Origin of the sequence: Nocardiopsis salina YIM 90010, from assembly GCF_000341025.1 — a bacterium.
GTDB classification, from domain to species: Bacteria; Actinomycetota; Actinomycetes; order Streptosporangiales; family Streptosporangiaceae; genus Nocardiopsis; species Nocardiopsis salina.
Genome location: NZ_ANBF01000205.1, coordinates 22,606 through 42,334 on the forward strand (window position 1 = coordinate 22,606; position 19,729 = coordinate 42,334).

Sequence of the window (19,729 nt, forward strand, 5' to 3'; positions counted from 1 at the left end):
GAGGCCCCCATGACCCGATCGTTCGTCCTCACCCTGAGCTGCCCCAACCGCACCGGCATCGTGCACGCGGTCAGTTCCTTCCTCGTCGAGCACGGGTGCGACATCGGCGAGTACCAGCAGTTCGACGACCCCGTGCAGGGGCGGTACTTCCTGCGCGCGCAGGTCGATGCGCCCGAGGAGACCGACCTCGGCCTGATGGAGCGCCGGTTCGAGCCGGTGGCCGCCGACTTCGGGATGGCCTTCACCTTCTCCGACCGCAGCGCGGTCCGGGTCCTGGTGATGGTGTCCAGGGCGGGGCACTGCCTCAACGACCTGATCTTCCGCTGGCGCACGGGCAGTCTCGGTGCCGACCTCGTCGCGGTCGTGTCCAACCACGAGGACCTGCGGCCCATGGCGGAGAACGCCGGACTGCCGTTCGTGCACGTCCCGGTCACCGCCGGGACCAAACCCGAGGCGGAGGCGCGGCTCCTGGAGCTGGTCGAGGAGTTCGGTGCCGAGCTCGTGGTGCTCGCCCGCTACATGCAGGTGCTCTCGGACCAGGCGTGCAAGGCTTTGGAGGGCCGAGCCATCAACATCCACCACTCGTTCCTGCCGGGTTTCAAGGGCGCCAAGCCCTACCACCAGGCCTACGAGCGCGGGGTCAAACTCGTGGGCGCCACCGCCCACTACGTCACCTCCGACCTCGACGAGGGCCCGATCATCGAGCAGGAGGTGATCCGGATCGACCACACCTACGACCCGGCCGCGCTGCAGAGGGTCGGGCGCGACGCCGAGGCGCTCGCCCTCTCCCGCGCAGTGCGCTGGCACTGCGAGCGGCGGGTGCTGTCCAACGGCACGGGCACAGTGGTCCTCGTGTGAGGGCGGTCCGTGTCCGTTCTCCTGCGCGCGGTCCCGCGCCGCCGCAAGGGCGTGCTCAGCAGTGCCTCGGGACCGAACGGCCCGCCACCTGCCGCCCTCGGGGCGGCGCGGTGCTCACGCTCCTCCTCGAAGAGTTCATTCCTGAGCAGTCCGCACACACAAAGGACGGGCCCCCGAAGGGGCCCGTCGGAACCGCCGGTTCCCGTGGCGCCGGTTCATGGGACCGGGAGCCGTGGGTACCGTGTGCCGGTCTCAGCCTTTCTGGGCGGCCTCGTATTTGTCGACCACGGACTGAGGGATGCGGCCGCGCTCGTTCACCTCGAGCCCGGACTCCTTGGCCCAGGCGCGGATCTCGGCGGCGCGCTGCTGGTTCGAGGACGAGCGGGACGTTTTCGCCTTGCCCTTCGCGGCTTTACGGGCCTTCTTCCGGCCCGCCTCGATGAAAGAGCCCAGGGACTCGCGGAGTTTCGCCGCGTTGTCGCTGCTCAGGTCGACCTCATAAGTGGACCCGTCCAGCCCGAACGTCACCGTCTCGTCCGCTTCTCCGCCGTCGAGATCGTCGACGAGAAGAACTTCCACCTTCTGTGCCATGGGTCCCCCTGAAGTACGTTGCTATCGCCAGTCAAAAATAACACGTGTTCACCTTCAACTGGGACTCGGTAAAATGCACGTCTTTCCCGCTTGCTCCCCGGTGTGAAGAGTCGCACAGGCGAAGGAACGCTTTCCTGCCCTTTTGGTCAGCCCCCTCCGGAATCCTGTCGCCCGGAACAAGGCCCCCTGTATCGGTCCGCACGCTCCGATGGGCACGGCCCACGGCCGGCGGAGCCCCTCAGCCGGTGTAGAGGGAAAGCAGTCTCTCGGCCTCCGGCCCGACCGCCGCGTGGCCGGCGCCGAGGTATCGGCGGGGGTCCACCCCCTCCGGGCGGTCGTCGAGGGCTGCACGCACGGCAGCGGTGAAGCAGACGTTGAGGTGGGTCGCGACGTTGACCTTGGTGATCCCCGCCCGGATCGCCTGCTTCATGCTGTCGTCGCTCACGCCCGAGGAGCCGTGCAGGACCAGCGGGACCTCCAGGGCCGAGGCGAGGTCGCCGATGAGGCCGTTGTCCAACTCGGCGGTGCGCTCGGTCATCGCATGGGAGGAGCCCACGGCCACCGCGAGCAGGTCGACACCCGTGCGGCGGACGAAGGAGGCGGCCTCCCGGGGGTCGGTGCGTGCACTCGGGGCGTGGACCCCGTCCTTGCCGCCGACCTCGCCGAGTTCGGCCTCGACCGCGACACCGCGCGCGTGGCAGAACTCCACGATCCCACGCGTGGTGGAGACGTTCTCCTCGTGGGGGAGGGCGGAACCGTCGTACATGACGGAGCTGAAGCCCAGCTCGACGGCTCTTTCGACCAAGGAGGCGTCGGTGGCGTGGTCGAGGTGGACCACGGTCGGGACGCGTGCGTCGCCGGCGATCTGCAGGACCGCGAGCCCGAGCGGTTCGAGGCGGCCCCGGTGGTATTTCACCGCGTTCTGGCTGATCTGCAGCACCACGGGTGCACCGACGGCCTCCGCCGCTTCCACCAGCGTGGCTGCCGTCTCCAGCTGCACCACGTTGAACGCGCCCAGCCCCGTGTTCTCCGCCCTGCAGCGGTTTCCGACCTCGGTGAGAGAAACAAGCGGCATCCCGACCATCCTCCTTCGTGCCCCTGCTCGGGGGTGCAGGGGTTCGCCTTACATCGCTCATATTTATGACGGAAACATCCCTGGACCGATCATGAAGGCGGTGCTAGCTTCGTGACAAGCATCACAAAAATGTGCGGTCGGAGGGGAGTCCATGATCGGACGCCACATGCTCGAGGAACTCCAGTCACAACCGGCGGTGTGGAGGCGCGTGCTGTCGGAGGTGTTGCCCGAGTACGCCGGCCTGTTGCCCGCCCCGGGTGAGCGGGTCCAGGTCCTCGGGTGCGGATCCTCGTGGTTCATGGCGCAGGCCTACGCTGCGGCGCGTGAACAGGAGGGGCTGGGTGAGACCGACGCCTTCACCCCCACCGAAGCGCCCCGGTCCCGCAGCTACGACCGGGTCGTGCTGATCTCGCGGTCCGGCACGACCAGCGAGGCGGTCGACGTGCTGCGGTCTCTGCCCGAAGGAGTCCCGACGGTCGCGGTCGTGGGCGACCCCGACTCGCATCTGGCCCGCCGTGTCGCGCACGCGGTCCCTCTGCCGTTCGCCGACGAACGCAGCGTGGTCCAGACGCGGTTCGCGACGGCGGCTCTCTTCCTCCTGCTGGGCTCGCTCGGGGCCGATCGCCTCGGGCTGGACCGGGCCGTCGCCGACACCCGGGACCTGCTGGAGGAGCTCGACCCCGACGCCGGCATCGCGGGCGGCCCCGCGGGCAAACCCCTGGACGAACAGCTCCTCACGGCGGAGCAGTTCACCTTCCTCGGGTCCGGCTGGTGCCTGGGACCTGCACACGAGGCGGCACTGAAGATGCGGGAGAGCTGCCAGGCGTGGACGGAGTCCTATCCCTCGATGGAGTACCGGCACGGCCCGATCGCGATCGCGGGCCCGGACCGGGTCACGTGGCAGTTCGGCGCGGCCCCGGCCGGACTCGCCGAGCAGGTTCGCGGGACCGGTGCCCGCTTCGAGAACTGCGACCGGCATCCGCTGGCCGAGCTGGTGCGGGTCCACGCGGCCGCCCTGATCCGGGCCGGGCGCCACGGCCTGGACCCCGACCACCCGCGTTCGCTGAGCCGTTCGGTGATCCTGGACGATCAGACCCCCGAGGGCACCAATGGAACAGTGTGACGCGCTGACCACCGCCGCGCACGGGCGCGCTGTCGGCCCCGGCGATGAGGCCCTGGCCGTGGACGTCGGCGGCACGGCCCTCAAGATCGGTCTCGTGGACCGCCGGGGAGTGATCACCGACGGACTCACGGCTCCCACCCCCGGGAACGGGGCCGGCGTCGAGGACCGGATCGTCGGCCTCGTCGCCGCCGCTGTCGAGGAGTTCCGCCACCGGCGCGGGAGCTCTGCCGTCGCCGCGGTCTCCATGGTGGTGCCCGGGATCGTCGACGAGGCCCGGGGCCGGGCCGTGCACTCCGCCAACCTCGGCTGGCGGGACGTGGCCTTCGCGGAGAAGGTCCGTGAACGGACCGGGCTGCAGACCACGATGTCCCACGACGTGCGTGCTGCGGGTCTGGCGGAGTTCTCCGATGCCGAAGCCGCGCACAACGCCGTGATGATCACCATCGGCACCGGGATCGCGGCCGCCCTGAGGATCGACGGGCGGTCGTACTCCTCCGGGGGTTACGCGGGTGAGGTCGGGTTCCTCGAGGTGCGGGTGGACACACCGGAAGGCCCCTTCGCAGGCCCGTTGGAGAACATCGCCTCGACCAGGGCGATCGCCGAGGCCTACACCCGCCGCACCGGCCGCGCCGTGCACGGCTCGGCCGACGTGCTGGCGAGGATCGGTGAGGGCGACCGCGTCGCCGCACAGGTCTGGGACGAGGCGCTGGAGGCCATGCATCAGGCGTGCCACCAGATCGTCACCCTTCTGGCCCCCGAGGCGATCATCCTCGGCGGGGGACTGAGCGAGGAGACGAGCATCGGCGCCGCGATCTCCGAACGGCTGGCAAGCACGCTGACCTTCCACAGGAACCCGGCGCTGTCACGAGCCCGGCTCGGCTCGGCCGCCGGGTTGATCGGCGCCGCGATGCTCACCAGGCACGACCCGTCGGTGCACGTGTGCACGGAACCTCCGCAACGCGCTCGGCACGGAGAGAGGGGCCCGGAATCGGCATAGTCTGCGTCACCCCGAACCTCGCCCACGACTGGACCTGGCGTGCCCCGAGGCTCGACCCGGGAACCGTGTCCCGCGTCGACCACGGCTCGGTCAGGCTCGGCGGCAAAGGTGTCAATGTCGCACGCATCGTGCACGACACCGGAGTTCCCGCCCTCGCGATGGGCCCCCTCGACCGGACGGTCGGGCCGGTGGACCGGGACGAACGCTCGTGGTGGGCGTTCACCGCGTCCCCGACCGGCCTTCGCCGGACCCTGACCGTGGTCGAGGACGACGGTCGCACCACACTGCTGAACGAGACGGGGCAGCCCCACCCGGACCACGTGTGGGCACAGCTGCTGCACGACATCGAGGCCCGATGTCAGGCAGGCGGTGTCGGGGCGTTGGTCGTGTCCGGGAGCCTGCCCCCGCACACACCCGCGACGGTGATCGCGGAGATCCTCGCCGCAGCGCACCGGCGTTCCGTGCCCACCATCGTCGACGCGAAGGGGCAGGCCCTGGAAGAAGCTGCCCGAGCCGGAGCCACGTGGGTCAAGTGCAACGTCGACGAGCTCGCCGAGGGTTTTCCGGGCAGTGTCGACGACGGCATCACCGGGCTCGGACGGTTCGGTGCCGCGAACGTCCTTGTGACCGCCGGGGCCGAGGGCATCATCGCCGCCACCGGTACCGACGGCGGCGCACCCGCTCTGACGAGGGCGGGGACCCCGGGACCCCTGCGGGGCAACACCACCGGTGCGGGTGACGCGGTCACCGCGGCTCTGGCCCTGGGGCTGGCCGCTGACGAGCCGGAACCGCTCACCGTGACACTGCGCCGTGCGGCCGGATACGGCGCTGCCGCGGTGCTGGCCCCCTGTGCCGGCCGGCTGCACCCCCGCCACCGGGAGCTCGTGGCGCAGGCACACGTGCGACGGGACACTGTTCCGGTCGAAGTGTCCCGCCGTCACCACAGGAGCACAGGTCCATGAGCCGCCAGCAGCGCATCCACTACATCCTCGAGAACATCGAGGAGTCGGGCACGATCTCCATCACCGACATCGTCGCCGACCTCGCCGTCTCGGAAGCGACCGCCAGGCGCGACCTCGACCACTTGGCGGCGAACAACCTCATCGAACGCCGGCGCGGCGGAGCACGGCGCCGCTCGGTGGCCTACTCGCTGACCCTCCGTGGCGAGACCCAGCAGAACCGGCGTTCGAAAGAGCTCATCGCAGAGCACGCACTGTCGACCCTCGAACCGGGCCAGTCCGTCGGCCTGTCCGGGGGCACCACCACCTACGCGATCGCAGACGCCCTGGGCAATCGCGAGGACCTGCACAGCGGACTGACGGTGGTCACCAACTCGGTGGAGATCTCCAGCCGACTGGCCGTGCATCCCGAGATCTCGATCCTGGTCACCGGCGGTCGGCTCAACAGCAAGAGTTACGAGCTCGTCGGCACGTTCGCCGAACTCATGATGAAGCACCTGTGGCTGGACCGATCGTTCATCGGGGTCAACTCCTTTTCCGCCGACATCGGCGCCGCAACGGCCAACGAGTACGAGGCGAGCGTCAACCGGCTCATGGCGAGCCGGTCCGACCGGGCCGCCATCGTCGCCGACTCCTCGAAGTACGGCCGGCGTTCCTTCGGCGTCGTGGGCGGCGCCGACACCTTCCAGTCCCTGATCACCGACGACCGGCTCCCCGACGAGGCGCGTGCCGCCCTGGAGGGAGCCGGATACACGGTCCACGCCGTGAGTGAGGAGACCGAGACCTGAGCCCCGTGCTCACCTGAGAGAGGTATTCATGAGCTTCATCCACGACATCCGGAACTCGTCGCGATTGGTGGTCGTGGTCGCCCTCAGCGCCGTCGCGCTGGGGATCACCTACGGCTACGACATCTCCAACATCGCCGGGGCACTGCTCTTCCTCGAGCCCGATCTCGGCCTGTCCTCGGGCGAACTGGCCGGGTTGGCGACCGCCGTCGTCGTCGGCCAGATCGTCGGGGCCCTCAACGGCGGGTGGATCTCGAACGCGATCGGGCGAAAGCTGAGCATGCAGCTCATCGCGGTCGGATACGTCGCCTTCTCCGTGCTCTGCGCCGTCGCCCCCGAGTACTGGTCGCTCCTCGCTGCCCGGTTCGGCCTGGGGATCACGATCGGCATCTCGCTGATCGTCGTGCCCGTCTTCATCGCCGAGTCCTCGCCGAGCCGCGTGCGCGGAGGGCTGACGGTCGCCTACCAGGTGACCACCGTGGCGGGCATCATCGCCGGCTACCTCGTGGCCTGGGGGCTGGCCTCGACCGAGTCGTGGCGGGCGATCCTGGGCCTGGCCGCGGTGCCCGCGGCCCTGGTCTTCTTCCTGCTGCTGCGTGTGGTGGAGACGCCGCACTGGTACCTGATGAAGGGCAGGGCCGGGGCCGCCCGGGCATCGCTCGAACACGTCGACCCGGGACGCGATCCCGAGCCTCTGATCACCCGCATCCAATCGGACCTGGAGCAGGAGACCGGTCGTCTCCGGGACATGTTCCGCGGGCACCTGCTGCGGGCGAGCGTCTTCGCCATCGGCCTCGGGTTCTTCATCCAGATCACCGGTATCAACGCCACCATCTACTACTCGCCCCACATCTTCGAGGACCTCGGGTTCTCCGGGTACGCGGCCCTCCTCGGGTTGCCGGCGATCGTGCAGTTCTGCGCTCTGCTCGCGGTGATCGTGTCCATGTTCATCGTCGACAACGCCGGGCGCCGCCCCGTACTGCTCACCGGTGTCGGCACCATGATCCTCGCCAATGCCGTCCTGGTCGCCGTATTCGCTCTCAGCGACGGGTTGGGAGGGTGGACATCCGTCGTGGGCTTCGCCGCGATCGTGCTCTTCACGATGGGTTACACCTTCGGGTTCGGCGCTCTCGTGTGGGTCTACGCCGGTGAGACCTTCCCGGCCAAGTACCGGGCGCTGGGCGCCTCCCTGATGCTGACCGCCAACCTGACCGCCAACGCCATCGTCGCGCAGGCCTTCCCGCCCCTTCTGGACTCCGTCGGAGGGGCCGGGGTGTTCGGGATCTTCGGCGTCCTGGCGGCGATCGCCTTCGTCTTCATCTGGTACCTCGCGCCCGAGACCAAGGACAGGGACCTGGACGAGATCGCCCGCTACTGGGCCAACGGAGCCCGATGGGACACCCCCTCGACCAGGACCGAACGCACCGGACGATGAACCCCTGACTCCCGATCCCACTCCCTCGGACGCAACACCCGTCCGCGGGTCCCCGCGGGCAGTACTCCTCAGACCCCCAAGGAGGAACCGACGTGATCCGTCCCCCCACCCGCCGCGACCTCTTCCGTTCCGGAGCGGCTGGGGGGGGNCGACCCGCCTCCGCCGGAGAGGCGCCCGAGCGCGGCGCCGACGAGTCCCCGATGACCGATGTCCCCTTCGAACCCCACGACGAAGTCCGCCTCGCGGTGATCGGCACCGGGAATCGCGGCGCCGACATGCTCGACCGCTTCCTGCAGATCAACAGGGTCCGTGTGACCGCCGTGTGCGACCTCGAACAGGACCGGGCCGAGACCGCCGCCGACGCCGTGGAGGAGGCCGGCGGCGAACGCCCCGCCGTCCACGCCGGCTCCGAAGATGCGTGGGAGGAGCTCACCGCGCGCGACGACGTCGACCTGTGCTTCATCGCCACACCCTGGGAATGGCACCATTCCCAGGCCAAGGACGCGATGGAACACGGCATGCACACAGCGGTCGAACTGCCCATCGCCGTCACCCTGGACGACATCTGGGATCTGGTGCGCACCTCCGAGCGCACCCGCAAGCACTGCATGCTGATGGAGAATGTCAACTACGGCCAGGAGGAGCTCCGCGTCCTCATGATGGCCAAGGAAGGACTGTTCGGGGACCTGCTGCACGGCTCCGGCGGTTACGTCCACGACCTCCGGGACCCCTTCCTGTTCCACGGCGCCTACCACCCGGAGGACTGGCGCCGCACCTGGCAGACCACGATGGACGCGAGCCATTACCCGATGCACGGGCTGGCCCCGATCACCGCAGCCATGGACATCAACCGGGGAGACCGCCTGGACCGGCTGGTCTCGTTCGCCTCCCCGGCGCTCAGCCTGACCGAGTACCGCGCCGAGAACCTGGACAGCGACCACCCCGCTTGGTAGGACGACTACATCTCCGGGGACCGCAACGTCTGCCTGCTCAGCACCGCTGCGGGGAGGATGATCCGGGTCGACCACGACGTGAACACGCCGCACCCCCAGACCCGGGCCAACACCCTGGCCGGCACGCGCGGGGTGTGGATGAGCGACCCGCAGCGGATCTACCTGGAGTCCCTCGGCCACGACGACCACGCCTGGCGGGACTTCGACGAGGCCTACGAGAAGTACGACCACTGGCTGTGGAAGGAGATCGGCGACGAGGGCGGCGGCCACGGCGGGATGGACTACATCCTCCAGTGGAGGACCATCCAGTTGATGCGGCTGGGTCTCACACCGGACATCGACGTCTACGACTCGGCCTCGCTCTCCTCGGTGGTGCCGTTGTCGGAACGGTCGCTCGAGAGCGGTGGCACCGTGCCGGTCCCCGACTTCACCCGGGGCCACTGGAAGGACGCCCGACCGGGCCTGGAACGGGAACAGCCGGAAGACCCCGAACTGGACTGAGCCCGCCTGCCGCGGCCCTGTGGTGCCGACCGCCCGGGACCTGAGGGGCGCGCGGTCGGGCTGCGGGCGCGGCGGACCGGCAGCACGCCGGTCCNNNCCGGACGCTCGCGTCCAGGGCTCACCCGCGCCCGCAGCGGGCAGGAAAACTGTTGCTGCCCGGCGAACACCCGCGCCACAGTGAGGCGCGCGAGGTCCCCTCCCTCGCGCCCCCGCGTCCTCCGAATGCGAAAGGAAGCCCATGTCCACGCTGCGGGTCACCGCCGAGCAGCTCACCATCCACCCCCACCCCGACGCCGATGCGCTCGAGCTCGCGCAGGTCGGCCTCTTCCACGCCGTGGTCGCCAAGGGCGCCTACCGCACCGGGGACTGGGCGGTCTACATCCCCGAGAACGCCCTACTCCCGGAGGGCCTCGTCGAGGAGATCGGGCTGACGGGCAAGCTCGCGGGTTCCAAGCGCAACCGGGTCAAGGCGATCCGGCTGCGGGGCGAACTCTCCCAGGGCATCGTGTGCCGGCCCGCGCAGCTGGCCGACCGCGACCTGGCGGCCGAGCACGAGGCCGGCACCGACTTCTCCGGCGAGCTGGGCATCACCAAGTGGGTGCCGGAGGTGCCGCTGCACATGAGCGGAGAGGCCGTCGCTGCGCCCGACCTGCTGAAGTGGATCGAGATCGAGAACGTCAAACGCTATCCGGACGTCTTCGAACCGGGAGAGCCGGTCGTCGCCACCGAGAAGATCCACGGCAGCGCGTGCCTGTACACCTATGTCGCCGCCACCGGCGAGGGTTTCGTCTCCTCCAAGGGCCAGGGCGCCAAGAACCTCGCGCTCGCCCGCTCCGAGGACAACCTGTACTGGAAGGCGGTGATCGCCCACGGTGTGCCCGAGGCTGCACGAAAGGCGGCCGAGCGGTTCGGCGCCGACCGGGTGGGGGTGTTCGGCGAGGTCTTCGGAACCGGTGTGCAGGACCTGGCCTACGGCGAGACCGGCCGCAGCGACCACCCCGGTTACGCGGTCTTCGACGTGCGTGTCGACGCCGGCGGAGCACACACCTGGATCGACGCCGCCGACCTGCCCGAGCTGCTGGAGGACCTCGACCTGCCGCAGGCCCCGACGGTCCACGAGGGCCCCTACGACGAGGTCGAGCTGCTCGCGGCCGCGCAGGGCGAGGAGACCTGGAGCGGCGCAGGCCTGCACCTGCGTGAGGGTGTCGTGGTGCGGCCGGCCCGTGAGCGCTTCTCGAAGGTGCTCGTGGGCCGTGCGATCGTCAAGTTCGTCTCCGACGCCTACCTCACCCGCAAGGGCGGCACCGAGTACGAGTGAGGCGCCGACGCCCGAGGACCCGGTCCGGACACGGGCCCCGCCCCACTGGCCGCATTCCGCGGGGCGGGGCCCTGCTCCGAATGCGGCCCTACTGCTGCACCCACACCGTCGTGGCACCGGGCAGGCGACCGTCCTCCAGGGGCGCGCTCGACAGCAGCACCTCGCCCGCCGGGACGTCGACGGGCTCCTCGCCGAAGTTGGTCACACACAGCCATCCGCCCGGGCGGCGCAGGGCCAGTACCTGCTCCGCCCCGGTCTCCACCCACTCCAGGGACTCCTCGGTCTGCAACCGCCGCCGCAGCGCCAGGGCCTCCCGGTACAGGTTCAGGGTGGAGGCGGGATCCTCCTCCTGCACCTGCGCCGCGTGGTCGGCGAACCACGCCGGCTGGGGCAGGTGGGGCTCGGCGGGCCCGAACCCGAGGGAGGGGCCCTCCGCCGACCAGGGGATCGGTACCCGGCACCCGTCCCGGCCCCGGGTCACCCCGGGGTTGCGGAAGAACGACGGGTCCTGCCGCTGCTCGTCCGGGATCTCCGCGACCTCGTGCAGGCCCAGCTCCTCACCCTGGTACAGGTACGCGCTGCCGGGCAGGGCCAGCTTGAACAGGGTCGCCGCACGCGCGCGCCGCAGGCCCGCGGCCGCGTCGAGCTCCGGTTCCCGCCCGCCGTTGAGCAGCCACCGGGTCCCGGTCTTCTCCCCGTCGGGTTCGGGCGGCAGGCCGTAACGGGTCGCGTGGCGCACCACGTCGTGGTTGGAGAAGACCCAGGTGGTGGAGGACTCCCCGCGCTCGGCCAGTTCGAGATTGAAACCGACGATCCGGCGGAACTGCGCCGCGTCGAAGTCGGCTTCGAGGAGGTCGAAGTTGAACGCCTGCCCCAGCCCCCGCGGGCTCGCGTACATCGGGCGCCGGTCAGACTCCACCCAGGCCTCGGCGACCCCGATGCGCGGCGGGTCGTACTCGTCGAAGACCTTCCGCCACTCCGCGTAGATCTCGTGCACGTCGTCGCGGTCCCAGGTGGGGTGGTTGCCGTCCGATGGGGTGGCGTCCAGTTCGGCCTGGCTCGGCAGGTTCTCCGGCAGGTCCTTGGAGAGCCCGTGTGCGACGTCGACGCGGAACCCGTGCACACCCCGGTCCGACCAGAACCGCAGGGTCTCGAGGAAGTCCGCGTGCACCTCGGGGTTCTTCCAGTTCAGGTCGGGCTGCTCGCTCGCGAAGTGGTGCAGGTACCACTGCCCGTCCGGAACCCGGGTCCAGGCGGGGCCGCCGAAGTTGGAGACCCAGTCCGCCGGGGGTTGCGAGCCGCCGGGTCCGCGGCCGTCCCGGAAGATGTAGCGGTCCCGGGCCGCCGAGTGCGGCGGGGCGGCCAGCGCCTCGCGGAACCACTCGTGCCGGTCGGAGGTGTGGTTGGGCACGATGTCGACGATGAGCTTGATCCCGGCCCCGTTCAGGGCCGCGACCATGGCGTCGAAGTCCTCCAGCGTGCCGATCCGTGGATCGACGTCCCGGTAGTCGTCGACGTCGTACCCGCCGTCGGCCAGCGCCGAGGGGTAGAACGGGCTCAGCCACACGGCGTCGATGCCCAGGTCGCGGAGGTAGGGCACACGCGAGGTGATGCCCTTCAGGTCGCCGATCCCGTTGCCGTCCGCGTCGGCGAAGGAACGCGGATAGATCTGGTAGACGACGGCCTGGCGCCACCAGTCGGGGTCGACGCTGTACTCGGCCGGCAGCTCCGACGTGTCTGCGATGGAATGAAGCGACAACGTGGTCCCTTTCCATTCTGTTTCTGTGTGGTGTCGGTATTGCGTTCCGCGGCCGTTCGCTGTCCCCGTGGGGAACGGCCGGGGGTTCTTCCGGGGGTTACTTGACCGCGCCCTGGGTAAGCCCGGACATCACCCATCTCTGGGAGATCACGTAGGCGATGACCGCCGGGGCCATCGCCATCAGGTAGGAGGCGAAGGACACGTGGTAGTCGTTGCTGAACTGCGTCTGGAAGATCTCCTGGATCACCGGGAGGGTCTGCAGTGACGGGTCCTCGATGATCATCGACGGCATCATGAAGTCGTTCCAGGACTTGAGGAACGCGAAGATCCCGACCGTCGCGCTCATCGGTGCCATAAGGGGGAAGACGATCCGCCAGAACGTGAACGAGGTCGTGGCGCCGTCCATCCGCGCCGATTCTTCCAGCTCCTGCGGCAGGGAACGCAGGAAGGCGGTGAAGAGGAGCGTGCTGAAGGAGAGCTGGAACATGATGTGCAGCAGTGCGACGCCGGCGGGGTTGGCCAGCCCCGCCATCCCGGTCAGCTTGACCTGGGACAGTGCCAGGACCGGGAACGGCAGGAACATCGCGGACAACAGGTAGTAGAACGACCAGCGGAAGAACTTCCTGTCCCAGTTCCGGGAGATCGCGTACGAGGCCATGGCGCTGACCAGCACGGTTCCGGTGACGGTCACCGCGGTGATCAGGATCGAGACGGCGAAGGCCCGGGGGAAGTCGGTCAGCGCCCAAGCCTGCACGAACCCCTCGGTGCTCCAGGGCGAGGGCGGTGTGAAGGCTTCGCCGTCGACGGCCTGTTCGCCCGACTTGAACGCCATGGAGACGGAGACGTAGAAGGGCAGGATCACCACGGCCGAGCACAGCACCAGGATCAGCGTGGTGCTCCACCGGCCTCTGCCGGAGTCCCCGGCACCGGGAGGCACTCGCCGTGCGGTGTTCTTGCCGGCGGGCGTCGTGGCCCCGCCGGCCTTCGTGGAGGGAAGTGTCATCAGACCCTCGCGTTTCCTCGGGTCAGGCGCAGTTGGACGAGCGCGATCGCGAGCGTGATCAGGAAGAAGATAGTCGAGTTCGCCATCTGGTAGGCGTAGTCGCCGTCCTCGAAGCCTGCGAAGATCGCCATGGCCACCGACCGTGTCGCCGTTCCGGGACCCCCGTCGGTGAGGCCGACGATGATCTCGTAGGTGCTCAGGAAGTCCTTGAACCCGATGATCACGTTGATCAGGACGAACCCCGAGATCAGCGGCAGGGTGATGTTGCGTAGTTGCTGCCACCCGGAGGCGCCGTCGATACCGGCGGCCTCGTAGACGTCCTTGGGCACGGTCATGAGCCCGGCGATGTAGATGAGCATGGCCTGAGGGGTGGCCTGCCAGGCGGTGACCAGTACGACGGCGATCCAGGCAAGGTTCGGGTCGGCCAGGATGGACTGTTCCAGAGCACCGATCCCCAGCGCCTGCCCGGCGGCGGGGAGGGTGTGGGAGAAGACGAACTGGAAGACGAAGGCGATGATGATCCCCGAGACCACCATCGGAAGGACGAAGACCGTCCGCAGGGTGGTCCGGGCGCGGATCCGGCTGGTCAGTCCCAGCGCCAACCCCAGGGCGGCGATGTTGACCAGGACCACGGTGCACAGGGCCACTCCGAGTGTGAACCCGTAGGCCGACAGGATCGCCGGGTCGGAGAACATCACGGCGTAGTTGGTGAGCCCCACGAACTCGTATTCGCCGAAGCCGATGGAGTCGGTGAAGCTGTAGAAGATCCCCATCACCGCCGGCAGCGTGATGCTCAGGGAGAACACGACCAGGACGGGGATCAGGAACAGGTAGTGGGTGCGGTCGACACGGCTGGAACGGTGCGGTCCGGTGCCGGCCCGCGCGCGCTCCGCCGCCGGCCCGCGCGCGCTCCGCCGCCGTCGTCGTCGGAGAGCTCCGCTCAACGGTGGTGGCCATAGGGGTCCTCGCAGCCTCAGCTCGGTGTGTCACCGGCGGGCGAGTCGGGCCCAGTCCTCGTCGAGGGTGCGCAGAGTCCCTTCGAGGCTCTGGCCTGTGACGATGCCCTGGGCGTAGTTCTCGAAGGGGATGGTCCTCGGTACGGCTTGGGAAATGCCCTGGTAGAACGCGGCACGGTCCACGTACGACTGCAGGTCCTGGAGCCGCTCGTCGGTGACGTCGGGGGAGTCCTCCCGGACACCGAAACCGAGGTGCTCCTGGTTGTAGGCGTCCGCGACCTCCGGTGTGATGAGGAAGCGCAACAGCTCCCGCGCCGCACCCGGGTCCGAGGCGTCCTCGGGGATCCACAGCGCGAGGTCCAGGTGCACGCGGACCTTGCGGTCGTCCGGGTCCTCCGTCATCGGCAGGGGGAAGATGCCGATGCGGGCGTCGGGGTTGGCCACCGCGATATCGGTGAGCGCCCACGGGCCTTGGAAGTACATCGCCGCCTCGCCCCGCGCGAAGGCGAGGTTGCCGTCCCCGTACTCGCGCGCGTCTGCGCCCGGCTGGGAGAACGCGGCGATCCGCTGCATCTTCTCCAGGGGTTCCCGGAGGTCCTTGGAGAAGGACACGGGGGCGTCGGGGCCGGCGTCGGGGCCCAGCTCCCAGAGCTGTGCGAGGAAGTCGGCGACGTCGATGGAGCCACCGATGCTGTAGTCGAGCAGCCCCTGGGCGACCGTCCACGGCTCGGCGTAGGTGGAGTAGATCGGCGAGACCCCGGCCTCCTCCAGGGTCTCGCACACCTCGATGAAGGCGCTGTAGGTCGTCGGGATCTCCAGGTCGTGCTCGGCGAAGATCTCCTCGTTGTAGAGCACGGCGGCGGCCATCATCGAGTACGGGATCACGCTTGTGCGGCCCGGGTAGGTGGGGAACTGGTCGACCAGCGCCTGGACCGTGGGGGCGATGCGCGCCTCCTCGGCGAGGTCGGACAGGTCCGAGAGGGCGCCGCGTTCCTGGAAGCGCAACATCTCGAAGTTGTAGTTCATGCACGCCAGGTCGGGCGGGTTCCCGCGGGCGAAAGCGCTGGAGAGGTTGGCGGAGATGTCGTGGTCGACGTGGATACTGCCGCGGTGCCGGCCGTTGAACTGCTCGAGGAGGTCCCGGAAGTGGGGGATCGCTTCCGGCTTGGACTGGTGCAGGGAGATCCGGGAGGCCCCGCCGCCCGGGGCGCACCCGCTCAGCCCTGAGGCCAGTGCTCCGCCCAGGACCGTCCCGAGCGCGGCCCGCCTGGAGAGGTGGGGGAGGCGAGGGCTCCCGACCGCGCCGGGAGAGCCCCTCCCGCGCGGGGAGGCCGCTCCATGTGCTTCTGAGATCACCGACACTCCTTCCTGTGACCCGGGGCACTCTCGTTAATGTCGGGCCTAAATATAGACGTTGAATTAAGAGACTGCAATAATCCCGGCGAACCGGGATCGCACCGATGGAGGGGAGCGCCATGCGAGGCAGCGCCGAGGGCGGGCAGGTGGGATCGCCGCAACTGATGCGGCGGCTCAACACCCAGCGGGTCCTCGACCACGTGTGGAACGGCGAACCTGTGACCGCCAGCGAACTGATCCGGGAGACCGGGCTGACCCGGGCCACCGTCCTTGCGCTGTGCCGCGAACTCGCCGACCAGGGATGGCTCGGGGTCCTGGAGAACTCCAGGCGAGCCGGCGCCTACACCAAGGGGCGCCCCGCGCTCCGGTACGCCTTCCGGCGGGACGCCTGCCACGTCATCGGGGTGGACGCCGGCCAGCACCGCATCTCCGCCTCGGTGGCCGACCTCGGCGGACGGGAGATCGGCCAGGGGGAGCGCGCCTTCGAACCCGGACGGTTCGACCCCGACCGCCAGAGCGGGCAGGAACGGCGGAAGGAGGTCCTCACCGCGATCGACGCCGCGCTCGACGACGCCGGTCTGACCTCCGGCGACGTGGGTGCCGTCGTGCTCGGGGTCCCCGCACCCGTCGACGCCGAGGGTCGTTCACCCGTCGGCCTCAACCGCTTCTGGGGGCAGAGCAACCCCGACCTGGTCACCCTCGGCGCCGAACGCGGCTGGGAGTGCGTCGTGGAGAACGACGCCAATCTCGCCGCTCTCGCCGAACTCGACAACGGTGCGGCCGAGGCCGACTCCTCCTTCGCGGCACTGCTGTCGGGGGAGCGCTTCGGCGCCGGCCTCGTGCTCCGCGGCGAACTCCTGCGCCAGCCCCGAGGCGGGGCCGGAGAACTGGGCATGCTCGAACTGGTCGACGGAGTGGAATCCCCGGAGGCCCTCGGGCACTGGGCCCGCCACCACGCCAGGGAGGCCCTCGCCTCGGGCGGGACCGGCGCGCTGGCCGAGTACGGGCAGGACGAGGTGCAGGCCGAGCACGTCTTCGGCGCCGCCCGCGACGGCGACCCGCTCGCCCTGGACATCGTCGACCGCCTCGCCGACCGGCTCGCCCGCATCTGCGTGGTGCTCGCCGGGCTGTTGGACCTCGACCGCATCGTGCTCTCCGGTGCTGTGGCACCCGCGCTCTCGGGGCTGGTCGAGGCGGCACGCGCCAAATTCGCCGAGTACCTCTACGCGCCCTGGCTCGACATCACGGTCTCCGAACTCGGCGCTGACGCCGTACGCACGGGGGCGGTCCGGTGCGCCGTGGAGCAGGTGCACGCCCGTGCCCTGCAGGGCGACCACGTCTCCAGCCTGCTCGCCCGGGGTGTGCTCCGGGCCTGACCTGCGCTCCCGGTGTCTGCGGCGGGCCCGGATCCGCCCGGCCCCGCACACGGGGCGTTCCTCGGCCCCCAGCGGGTACTCCGGGGATGAGTGCACCAGCACCCACTCCGAGGAGGAGATCATGTCGGCGGATCAGGAACACGCGTCGAAGGTCGTCGTCGGTATCGACGCCTCCGCGCACTCGTGGGCGGCACTGGAGTGGGCCGCCGCGGAGGCCGTACGCCGCGGCGCCGTGCTGCGTGTCGTGCACGCCCTCGGGATGCCGATGGTCGTGCCCACCGACCGCTCCACACCGCGTTTCCAACCCACCGAGGAGATCAGCGGTCAGGCCACCGGCGTGCTCGCCGAGGCCCGGGACCGCGCGGTCGAACTGCAACCCGGACTCGAGACCGAGACCGTGGCGAGCATGGTGGACCCTCCGCAGGCGATGATCAGGGCGAGCCGTCCGCACGACCTTCTCGTGCTCGGGACCCGCGGACTGGGAACGGTCTCCGCGATGTTCGTGGGGTCGGTGAGCGTGCGTGTGGCCGCACAGGCACCGTGCCCGGTCGTCGTCGTGCCCCACGACGAGCAGGGGCGCGCGCCCACGACGTCCCTGGACCGCCTCGTCGTCGGTGTGGACGGCTCCCGCAACGGCCGCCGTGCGCTGGGCCTGGCGGTGGAGCTGACCGCCGAGACTGGGGGAGAGCTGGTCGTGGTCAACAGCTGGGAGGTCCCCTACCCCTACGACCCCGTCGCGATGGCCGGCGGCGGGTTCAGGTCCATGGAGGACGAGTTCGAGAAACGCTCCAAGGACCTGATCAGCGAGCTGCTCGACGGGGTCCTAGAGGGGCGGGACGACCTGCACATCGAGATCGACTCGGTGCACACGCAGTCCAACCCGGTCGACGGGGTGCTGCGCGCTGCGGAGGGCGCGGACGCGATCGTCGTCGGCTCCCGCGGGCGCGGCACGATCCGGGGGCTGTTCCTCGGTTCGGTGAGCCAGGGCGTCCTGCACCGCGCGCGGATCCCCGTCGTGGTGCTGCCCAAGCACGGCGACGAGGACTGAGGGGCGACCCCGGAGCGACGGCCGGATGTCGCGCCGGGCGGTCAGTGCCAGACCCCCGCACCAGGTACAGCACAGGGCACTGAAGCAACCGGTGGTAGCGGTCGCCGCCGCGCCCGGGGGAACCCGAGCAGGCCGTTCTCGGTGTCGCCGGACACTCAGCGCACCGCGCCCTGGGCGACGTCGATGAAACCCTCTTCGGCACTGGTCGATCCACACGTGCACGTCTGAGTCGTCAGCCCGTCAGCATAGGAACGCGGAGCACGGTCGGCCATGAGTACCAGTCATGTGATACACATCACTGCCTCTGTTGCGCAACTGCTCCGGCCGCAGGGGCAGGGGGCGGCCACGGGCAACAGTCGCCTCCGTCGCCGTGTGGAAGAGCGCGATGGGGGCCGGAAACGAAGGAGGGGGATCATGAGCAAGGAAGAGAAGGGTCAGAGCAAGGTCGAGCAGGCCAAGGGCAAGCTCAAGGAGACCACCGGCAAGGTGACCGGTAACGAGAGCCTGGAGGGCGAAGGCCGGGCCGAACAGGCCAAGGGCAAGGTCCGTGAGGGGAAGGAGGACGTCAAGGACACCGTCCGTGGCGTCTCCGAGAACCTTCGGCCCGACGACGGGGACAAGGCCTGAGCCCTCGGCCTTCGGCGTGCCGCGCCCCCGGGGGAACCGGGGGCGCGGCCACTGGGTGGCCTGCTCATTGAGCGGTCCGGCTCAGCAGAGAGCACTCACGCCGGTGCCGGCTCCTCCTCGTCCTCCTCGAGAAGCTGTGAACGCAGCTGGTCCAGTGTGCTCCGCAGGACGCGGGAGACCTGCATCTGCGAACAGCCCAGCTCCTCGGCGATCTGTGTCTGGGTCATCTCGGTGAAGAAGCTCAGCACGACCACCTTTCGCTGCCGGTCGGAGAGCTCGGCCAGGGATGCCCTCAGCGCCTGTTTGTCGACCACGGAATCGAGCTCGTGGTCGTTCGATCCCAGCCCGCTGCTGAGCGGCTCCTCCTCTCCTTCGCCGTCCATGCCCCGAGGGGTGTCGATGGACGCCGCCGAATAGGACTCCGAGGCGTTGAGCAGTTCCCCCGTCTCCTGGGTGTCCAGGCCGAAATGGGCGCCGATCTCGGACTGGCGGGGTGCACGGGCATGGATGCGGGTGAACTCCCCGACGAAGCGGTTGAGTTCCGCGCGGCGGTCGCGGACGGAACGCGGGGCATGCACGGCCCACACGGAGTCCCGGAAGTGGCGTTTGATCTCCCCGGACACCGTCGGCAGCAGATAGGACAGAAAACGCTTGTTGTACGAGGGGTCGAACCCCGAGATCGCCTTCATCAACCCTAGTTGGGCGATCTGGCACAATTCCTCGTGGTCGACCCCGCGGTTACGGAAGCGGGCCGCTTCTCGGTTCACGAGCGGCCGGTAGATCTGCACGAGCCTTTCGCGCAGTCGCCACGAGGTCTCGTCCTCGACCGGCAGCGCGCGCAACTCGAGGAGCAGGTCCTCTGCTTCGCCGCTCTCCTCGTGTTGATGCGGTGCGATTGCCGAGGCGTGGATTCGGTGCGCCATTTCGACCACAACAAGTCCTCTCCAACCTTCTTCGCATACACGCGGTGAAGGTGGAACGCCGGAACGTAGGCAGTCAGGGGGGCTGA

General features: G+C 69.5%; 17 protein-coding genes and 1 pseudogene. 11 read left to right on the top strand and 7 right to left on the bottom strand.

Annotated elements, in window-relative coordinates:
• Positions 1-9 precede the first annotated feature (9 nt).
• Positions 10-858, top strand: coding sequence for a formyltetrahydrofolate deformylase (gene purU / locus D474_RS0123495; RefSeq protein WP_017615928.1), 849 nt, complete (start codon positions 10-12; stop codon positions 856-858).
• 252 nt (positions 859-1,110) lie between these two features.
• On the opposite strand, the gene D474_RS0123500 is transcribed toward purU, so the two are convergent.
• Both D474_RS0123500 and D474_RS0123505 read right to left on the bottom strand, forming a co-directional pair.
• Positions 1,111-1,449: a histone-like nucleoid-structuring protein Lsr2 gene (locus tag D474_RS0123500; protein WP_017615929.1), complete on the bottom strand. Its 339-nt coding sequence runs from the start codon at positions 1,447-1,449 to the stop codon at positions 1,111-1,113.
• Positions 1,450-1,687: 238 nt separating this feature from the next.
• On the bottom strand, positions 1,688-2,524 hold the full coding sequence (locus D474_RS0123505; RefSeq protein ID WP_026118744.1) for a class II fructose-bisphosphate aldolase: 837 nt from the start codon (positions 2,522-2,524) through the stop codon (positions 1,688-1,690).
• Positions 2,525-2,675: 151 nt separating this feature from the next.
• On the opposite strand from D474_RS0123505, the gene D474_RS29805 reads away from it, so the two are divergent.
• From D474_RS29805 to D474_RS0123540, 7 genes and pseudogenes are all read left to right on the top strand, one after another.
• Complete coding sequence (locus tag D474_RS29805) at positions 2,676-3,647, top strand: SIS domain-containing protein (protein ID WP_017615931.1); 972 nt, start codon at positions 2,676-2,678, stop codon at positions 3,645-3,647.
• The gene (locus D474_RS0123515) at positions 3,634-4,644 is read left to right on the top strand and encodes an ROK family protein (RefSeq protein WP_017615932.1); all 1,011 of its coding nucleotides are present in this window, start codon (positions 3,634-3,636) and stop codon (positions 4,642-4,644) included. The genes D474_RS29805 and D474_RS0123515 overlap by 14 nt, the downstream gene beginning before the upstream one ends.
• A 65-nt stretch (positions 4,645-4,709) precedes the next feature.
• Positions 4,710-5,606 (top strand): PfkB family carbohydrate kinase, encoded by an 897-nt coding sequence (locus tag D474_RS29810; RefSeq protein ID WP_017615933.1) that lies wholly within the window; start codon positions 4,710-4,712, stop codon positions 5,604-5,606.
• Complete coding sequence (locus D474_RS0123525; protein ID WP_017615934.1) at positions 5,603-6,391, top strand: DeoR/GlpR family DNA-binding transcription regulator; 789 nt, start codon at positions 5,603-5,605, stop codon at positions 6,389-6,391. Before D474_RS29810 ends, D474_RS0123525 begins: the two co-directional genes overlap by 4 nt.
• Positions 6,392-6,419: 28 nt before the next feature.
• Positions 6,420-7,823: a sugar porter family MFS transporter gene (locus D474_RS0123530; RefSeq protein ID WP_017615935.1), complete on the top strand. Its 1,404-nt coding sequence runs from the start codon at positions 6,420-6,422 to the stop codon at positions 7,821-7,823.
• Positions 7,824-8,023: 200 nt separating this feature from the next.
• Positions 8,024-9,277, top strand: a pseudogene (locus D474_RS34135) (Gfo/Idh/MocA family protein).
• A gap of 238 nt (positions 9,278-9,515) precedes the next feature.
• Entirely contained in the window at positions 9,516-10,595 is a 1,080-nt protein-coding gene (locus D474_RS0123540) for an RNA ligase (ATP) (RefSeq protein WP_017615938.1), read from the top strand.
• 88 nt (positions 10,596-10,683) lie between these two features.
• Here D474_RS0123540 and D474_RS0123545 read toward each other — a convergent pair whose 3' ends face one another.
• From D474_RS0123545 to D474_RS0123560, 4 genes are all read right to left on the bottom strand, one after another.
• A complete protein-coding gene (locus D474_RS0123545) occupies positions 10,684-12,354 on the bottom strand; it encodes a glycoside hydrolase family 13 protein (protein ID WP_017615939.1) in 1,671 nt (556 codons plus the stop codon).
• Positions 12,355-12,451: 97 nt separating this feature from the next.
• Complete coding sequence (locus tag D474_RS0123550; protein ID WP_017615940.1) at positions 12,452-13,357, bottom strand: carbohydrate ABC transporter permease; 906 nt, start codon at positions 13,355-13,357, stop codon at positions 12,452-12,454.
• A complete protein-coding gene (locus D474_RS0123555; protein ID WP_017615941.1) occupies positions 13,357-14,301 on the bottom strand; it encodes a carbohydrate ABC transporter permease in 945 nt (314 codons plus the stop codon). Before D474_RS0123555 ends, D474_RS0123550 begins: the two co-directional genes overlap by 1 nt.
• A gap of 42 nt (positions 14,302-14,343) precedes the next feature.
• Complete coding sequence (locus tag D474_RS0123560; RefSeq protein WP_017615942.1) at positions 14,344-15,669, bottom strand: ABC transporter substrate-binding protein; 1,326 nt, start codon at positions 15,667-15,669, stop codon at positions 14,344-14,346.
• 119 nt (positions 15,670-15,788) lie between these two features.
• On the opposite strand from D474_RS0123560, the gene D474_RS0123565 reads away from it, so the two are divergent.
• The 3 genes from D474_RS0123565 to D474_RS0123575 all read left to right on the top strand — a co-directional run bounded on the left by D474_RS0123565 (position 15,789) and on the right by D474_RS0123575 (position 18,720).
• A complete protein-coding gene (locus D474_RS0123565; RefSeq protein WP_017615943.1) occupies positions 15,789-17,045 on the top strand; it encodes an ROK family transcriptional regulator in 1,257 nt (418 codons plus the stop codon).
• A 121-nt stretch (positions 17,046-17,166) separates the two neighbouring features.
• Positions 17,167-18,093: a universal stress protein gene (locus tag D474_RS0123570; RefSeq protein WP_017615944.1), complete on the top strand. Its 927-nt coding sequence runs from the start codon at positions 17,167-17,169 to the stop codon at positions 18,091-18,093.
• Positions 18,094-18,507: 414 nt separating this feature from the next.
• Positions 18,508-18,720 (top strand): CsbD family protein, encoded by a 213-nt coding sequence (locus tag D474_RS0123575; protein WP_017615945.1) that lies wholly within the window; start codon positions 18,508-18,510, stop codon positions 18,718-18,720.
• A gap of 95 nt (positions 18,721-18,815) precedes the next feature.
• Here D474_RS0123575 and D474_RS0123580 read toward each other — a convergent pair whose 3' ends face one another.
• Complete coding sequence (locus D474_RS0123580; RefSeq protein ID WP_017615946.1) at positions 18,816-19,643, bottom strand: SigB/SigF/SigG family RNA polymerase sigma factor; 828 nt, start codon at positions 19,641-19,643, stop codon at positions 18,816-18,818.
• Between the last annotated feature and the right edge of the window lie 86 nt (positions 19,644-19,729).

What these genes read in the sequence shown, in the direction of transcription:
- purU (WP_017615928.1), top strand. Translation starts at nt 10, where the DNA reads ATGACCCGATCGTTCGTCCTCACCCTGAGCTGCCCCAACCGCACCGGC.
- D474_RS0123500 (WP_017615929.1), bottom strand. Translation starts at nt 1,449, where the DNA reads ATGGCACAGAAGGTGGAAGTTCTTCTCGTCGACGATCTCGACGGCGGA.
- D474_RS0123505 (WP_026118744.1), bottom strand. Translation starts at nt 2,524, where the DNA reads ATGCCGCTTGTTTCTCTCACCGAGGTCGGAAACCGCTGCAGGGCGGAG.
- D474_RS29805 (WP_017615931.1), top strand. Translation starts at nt 2,676, where the DNA reads ATGATCGGACGCCACATGCTCGAGGAACTCCAGTCACAACCGGCGGTG.
- D474_RS0123515 (WP_017615932.1), top strand. Translation starts at nt 3,634, where the DNA reads ATGGAACAGTGTGACGCGCTGACCACCGCCGCGCACGGGCGCGCTGTC.
- D474_RS0123525 (WP_017615934.1), top strand. Translation starts at nt 5,603, where the DNA reads ATGAGCCGCCAGCAGCGCATCCACTACATCCTCGAGAACATCGAGGAG.
- D474_RS0123530 (WP_017615935.1), top strand. Translation starts at nt 6,420, where the DNA reads ATGAGCTTCATCCACGACATCCGGAACTCGTCGCGATTGGTGGTCGTG.
- D474_RS0123540 (WP_017615938.1), top strand. Translation starts at nt 9,516, where the DNA reads ATGTCCACGCTGCGGGTCACCGCCGAGCAGCTCACCATCCACCCCCAC.
- D474_RS0123550 (WP_017615940.1), bottom strand. Translation starts at nt 13,357, where the DNA reads ATGACACTTCCCTCCACGAAGGCCGGCGGGGCCACGACGCCCGCCGGC.
- D474_RS0123565 (WP_017615943.1), top strand. Translation starts at nt 15,789, where the DNA reads ATGCGAGGCAGCGCCGAGGGCGGGCAGGTGGGATCGCCGCAACTGATG.
- D474_RS0123570 (WP_017615944.1), top strand. Translation starts at nt 17,167, where the DNA reads ATGTCGGCGGATCAGGAACACGCGTCGAAGGTCGTCGTCGGTATCGAC.
- D474_RS0123575 (WP_017615945.1), top strand. Translation starts at nt 18,508, where the DNA reads ATGAGCAAGGAAGAGAAGGGTCAGAGCAAGGTCGAGCAGGCCAAGGGC.
- D474_RS0123580 (WP_017615946.1), bottom strand. Translation starts at nt 19,643, where the DNA reads ATGGCGCACCGAATCCACGCCTCGGCAATCGCACCGCATCAACACGAG.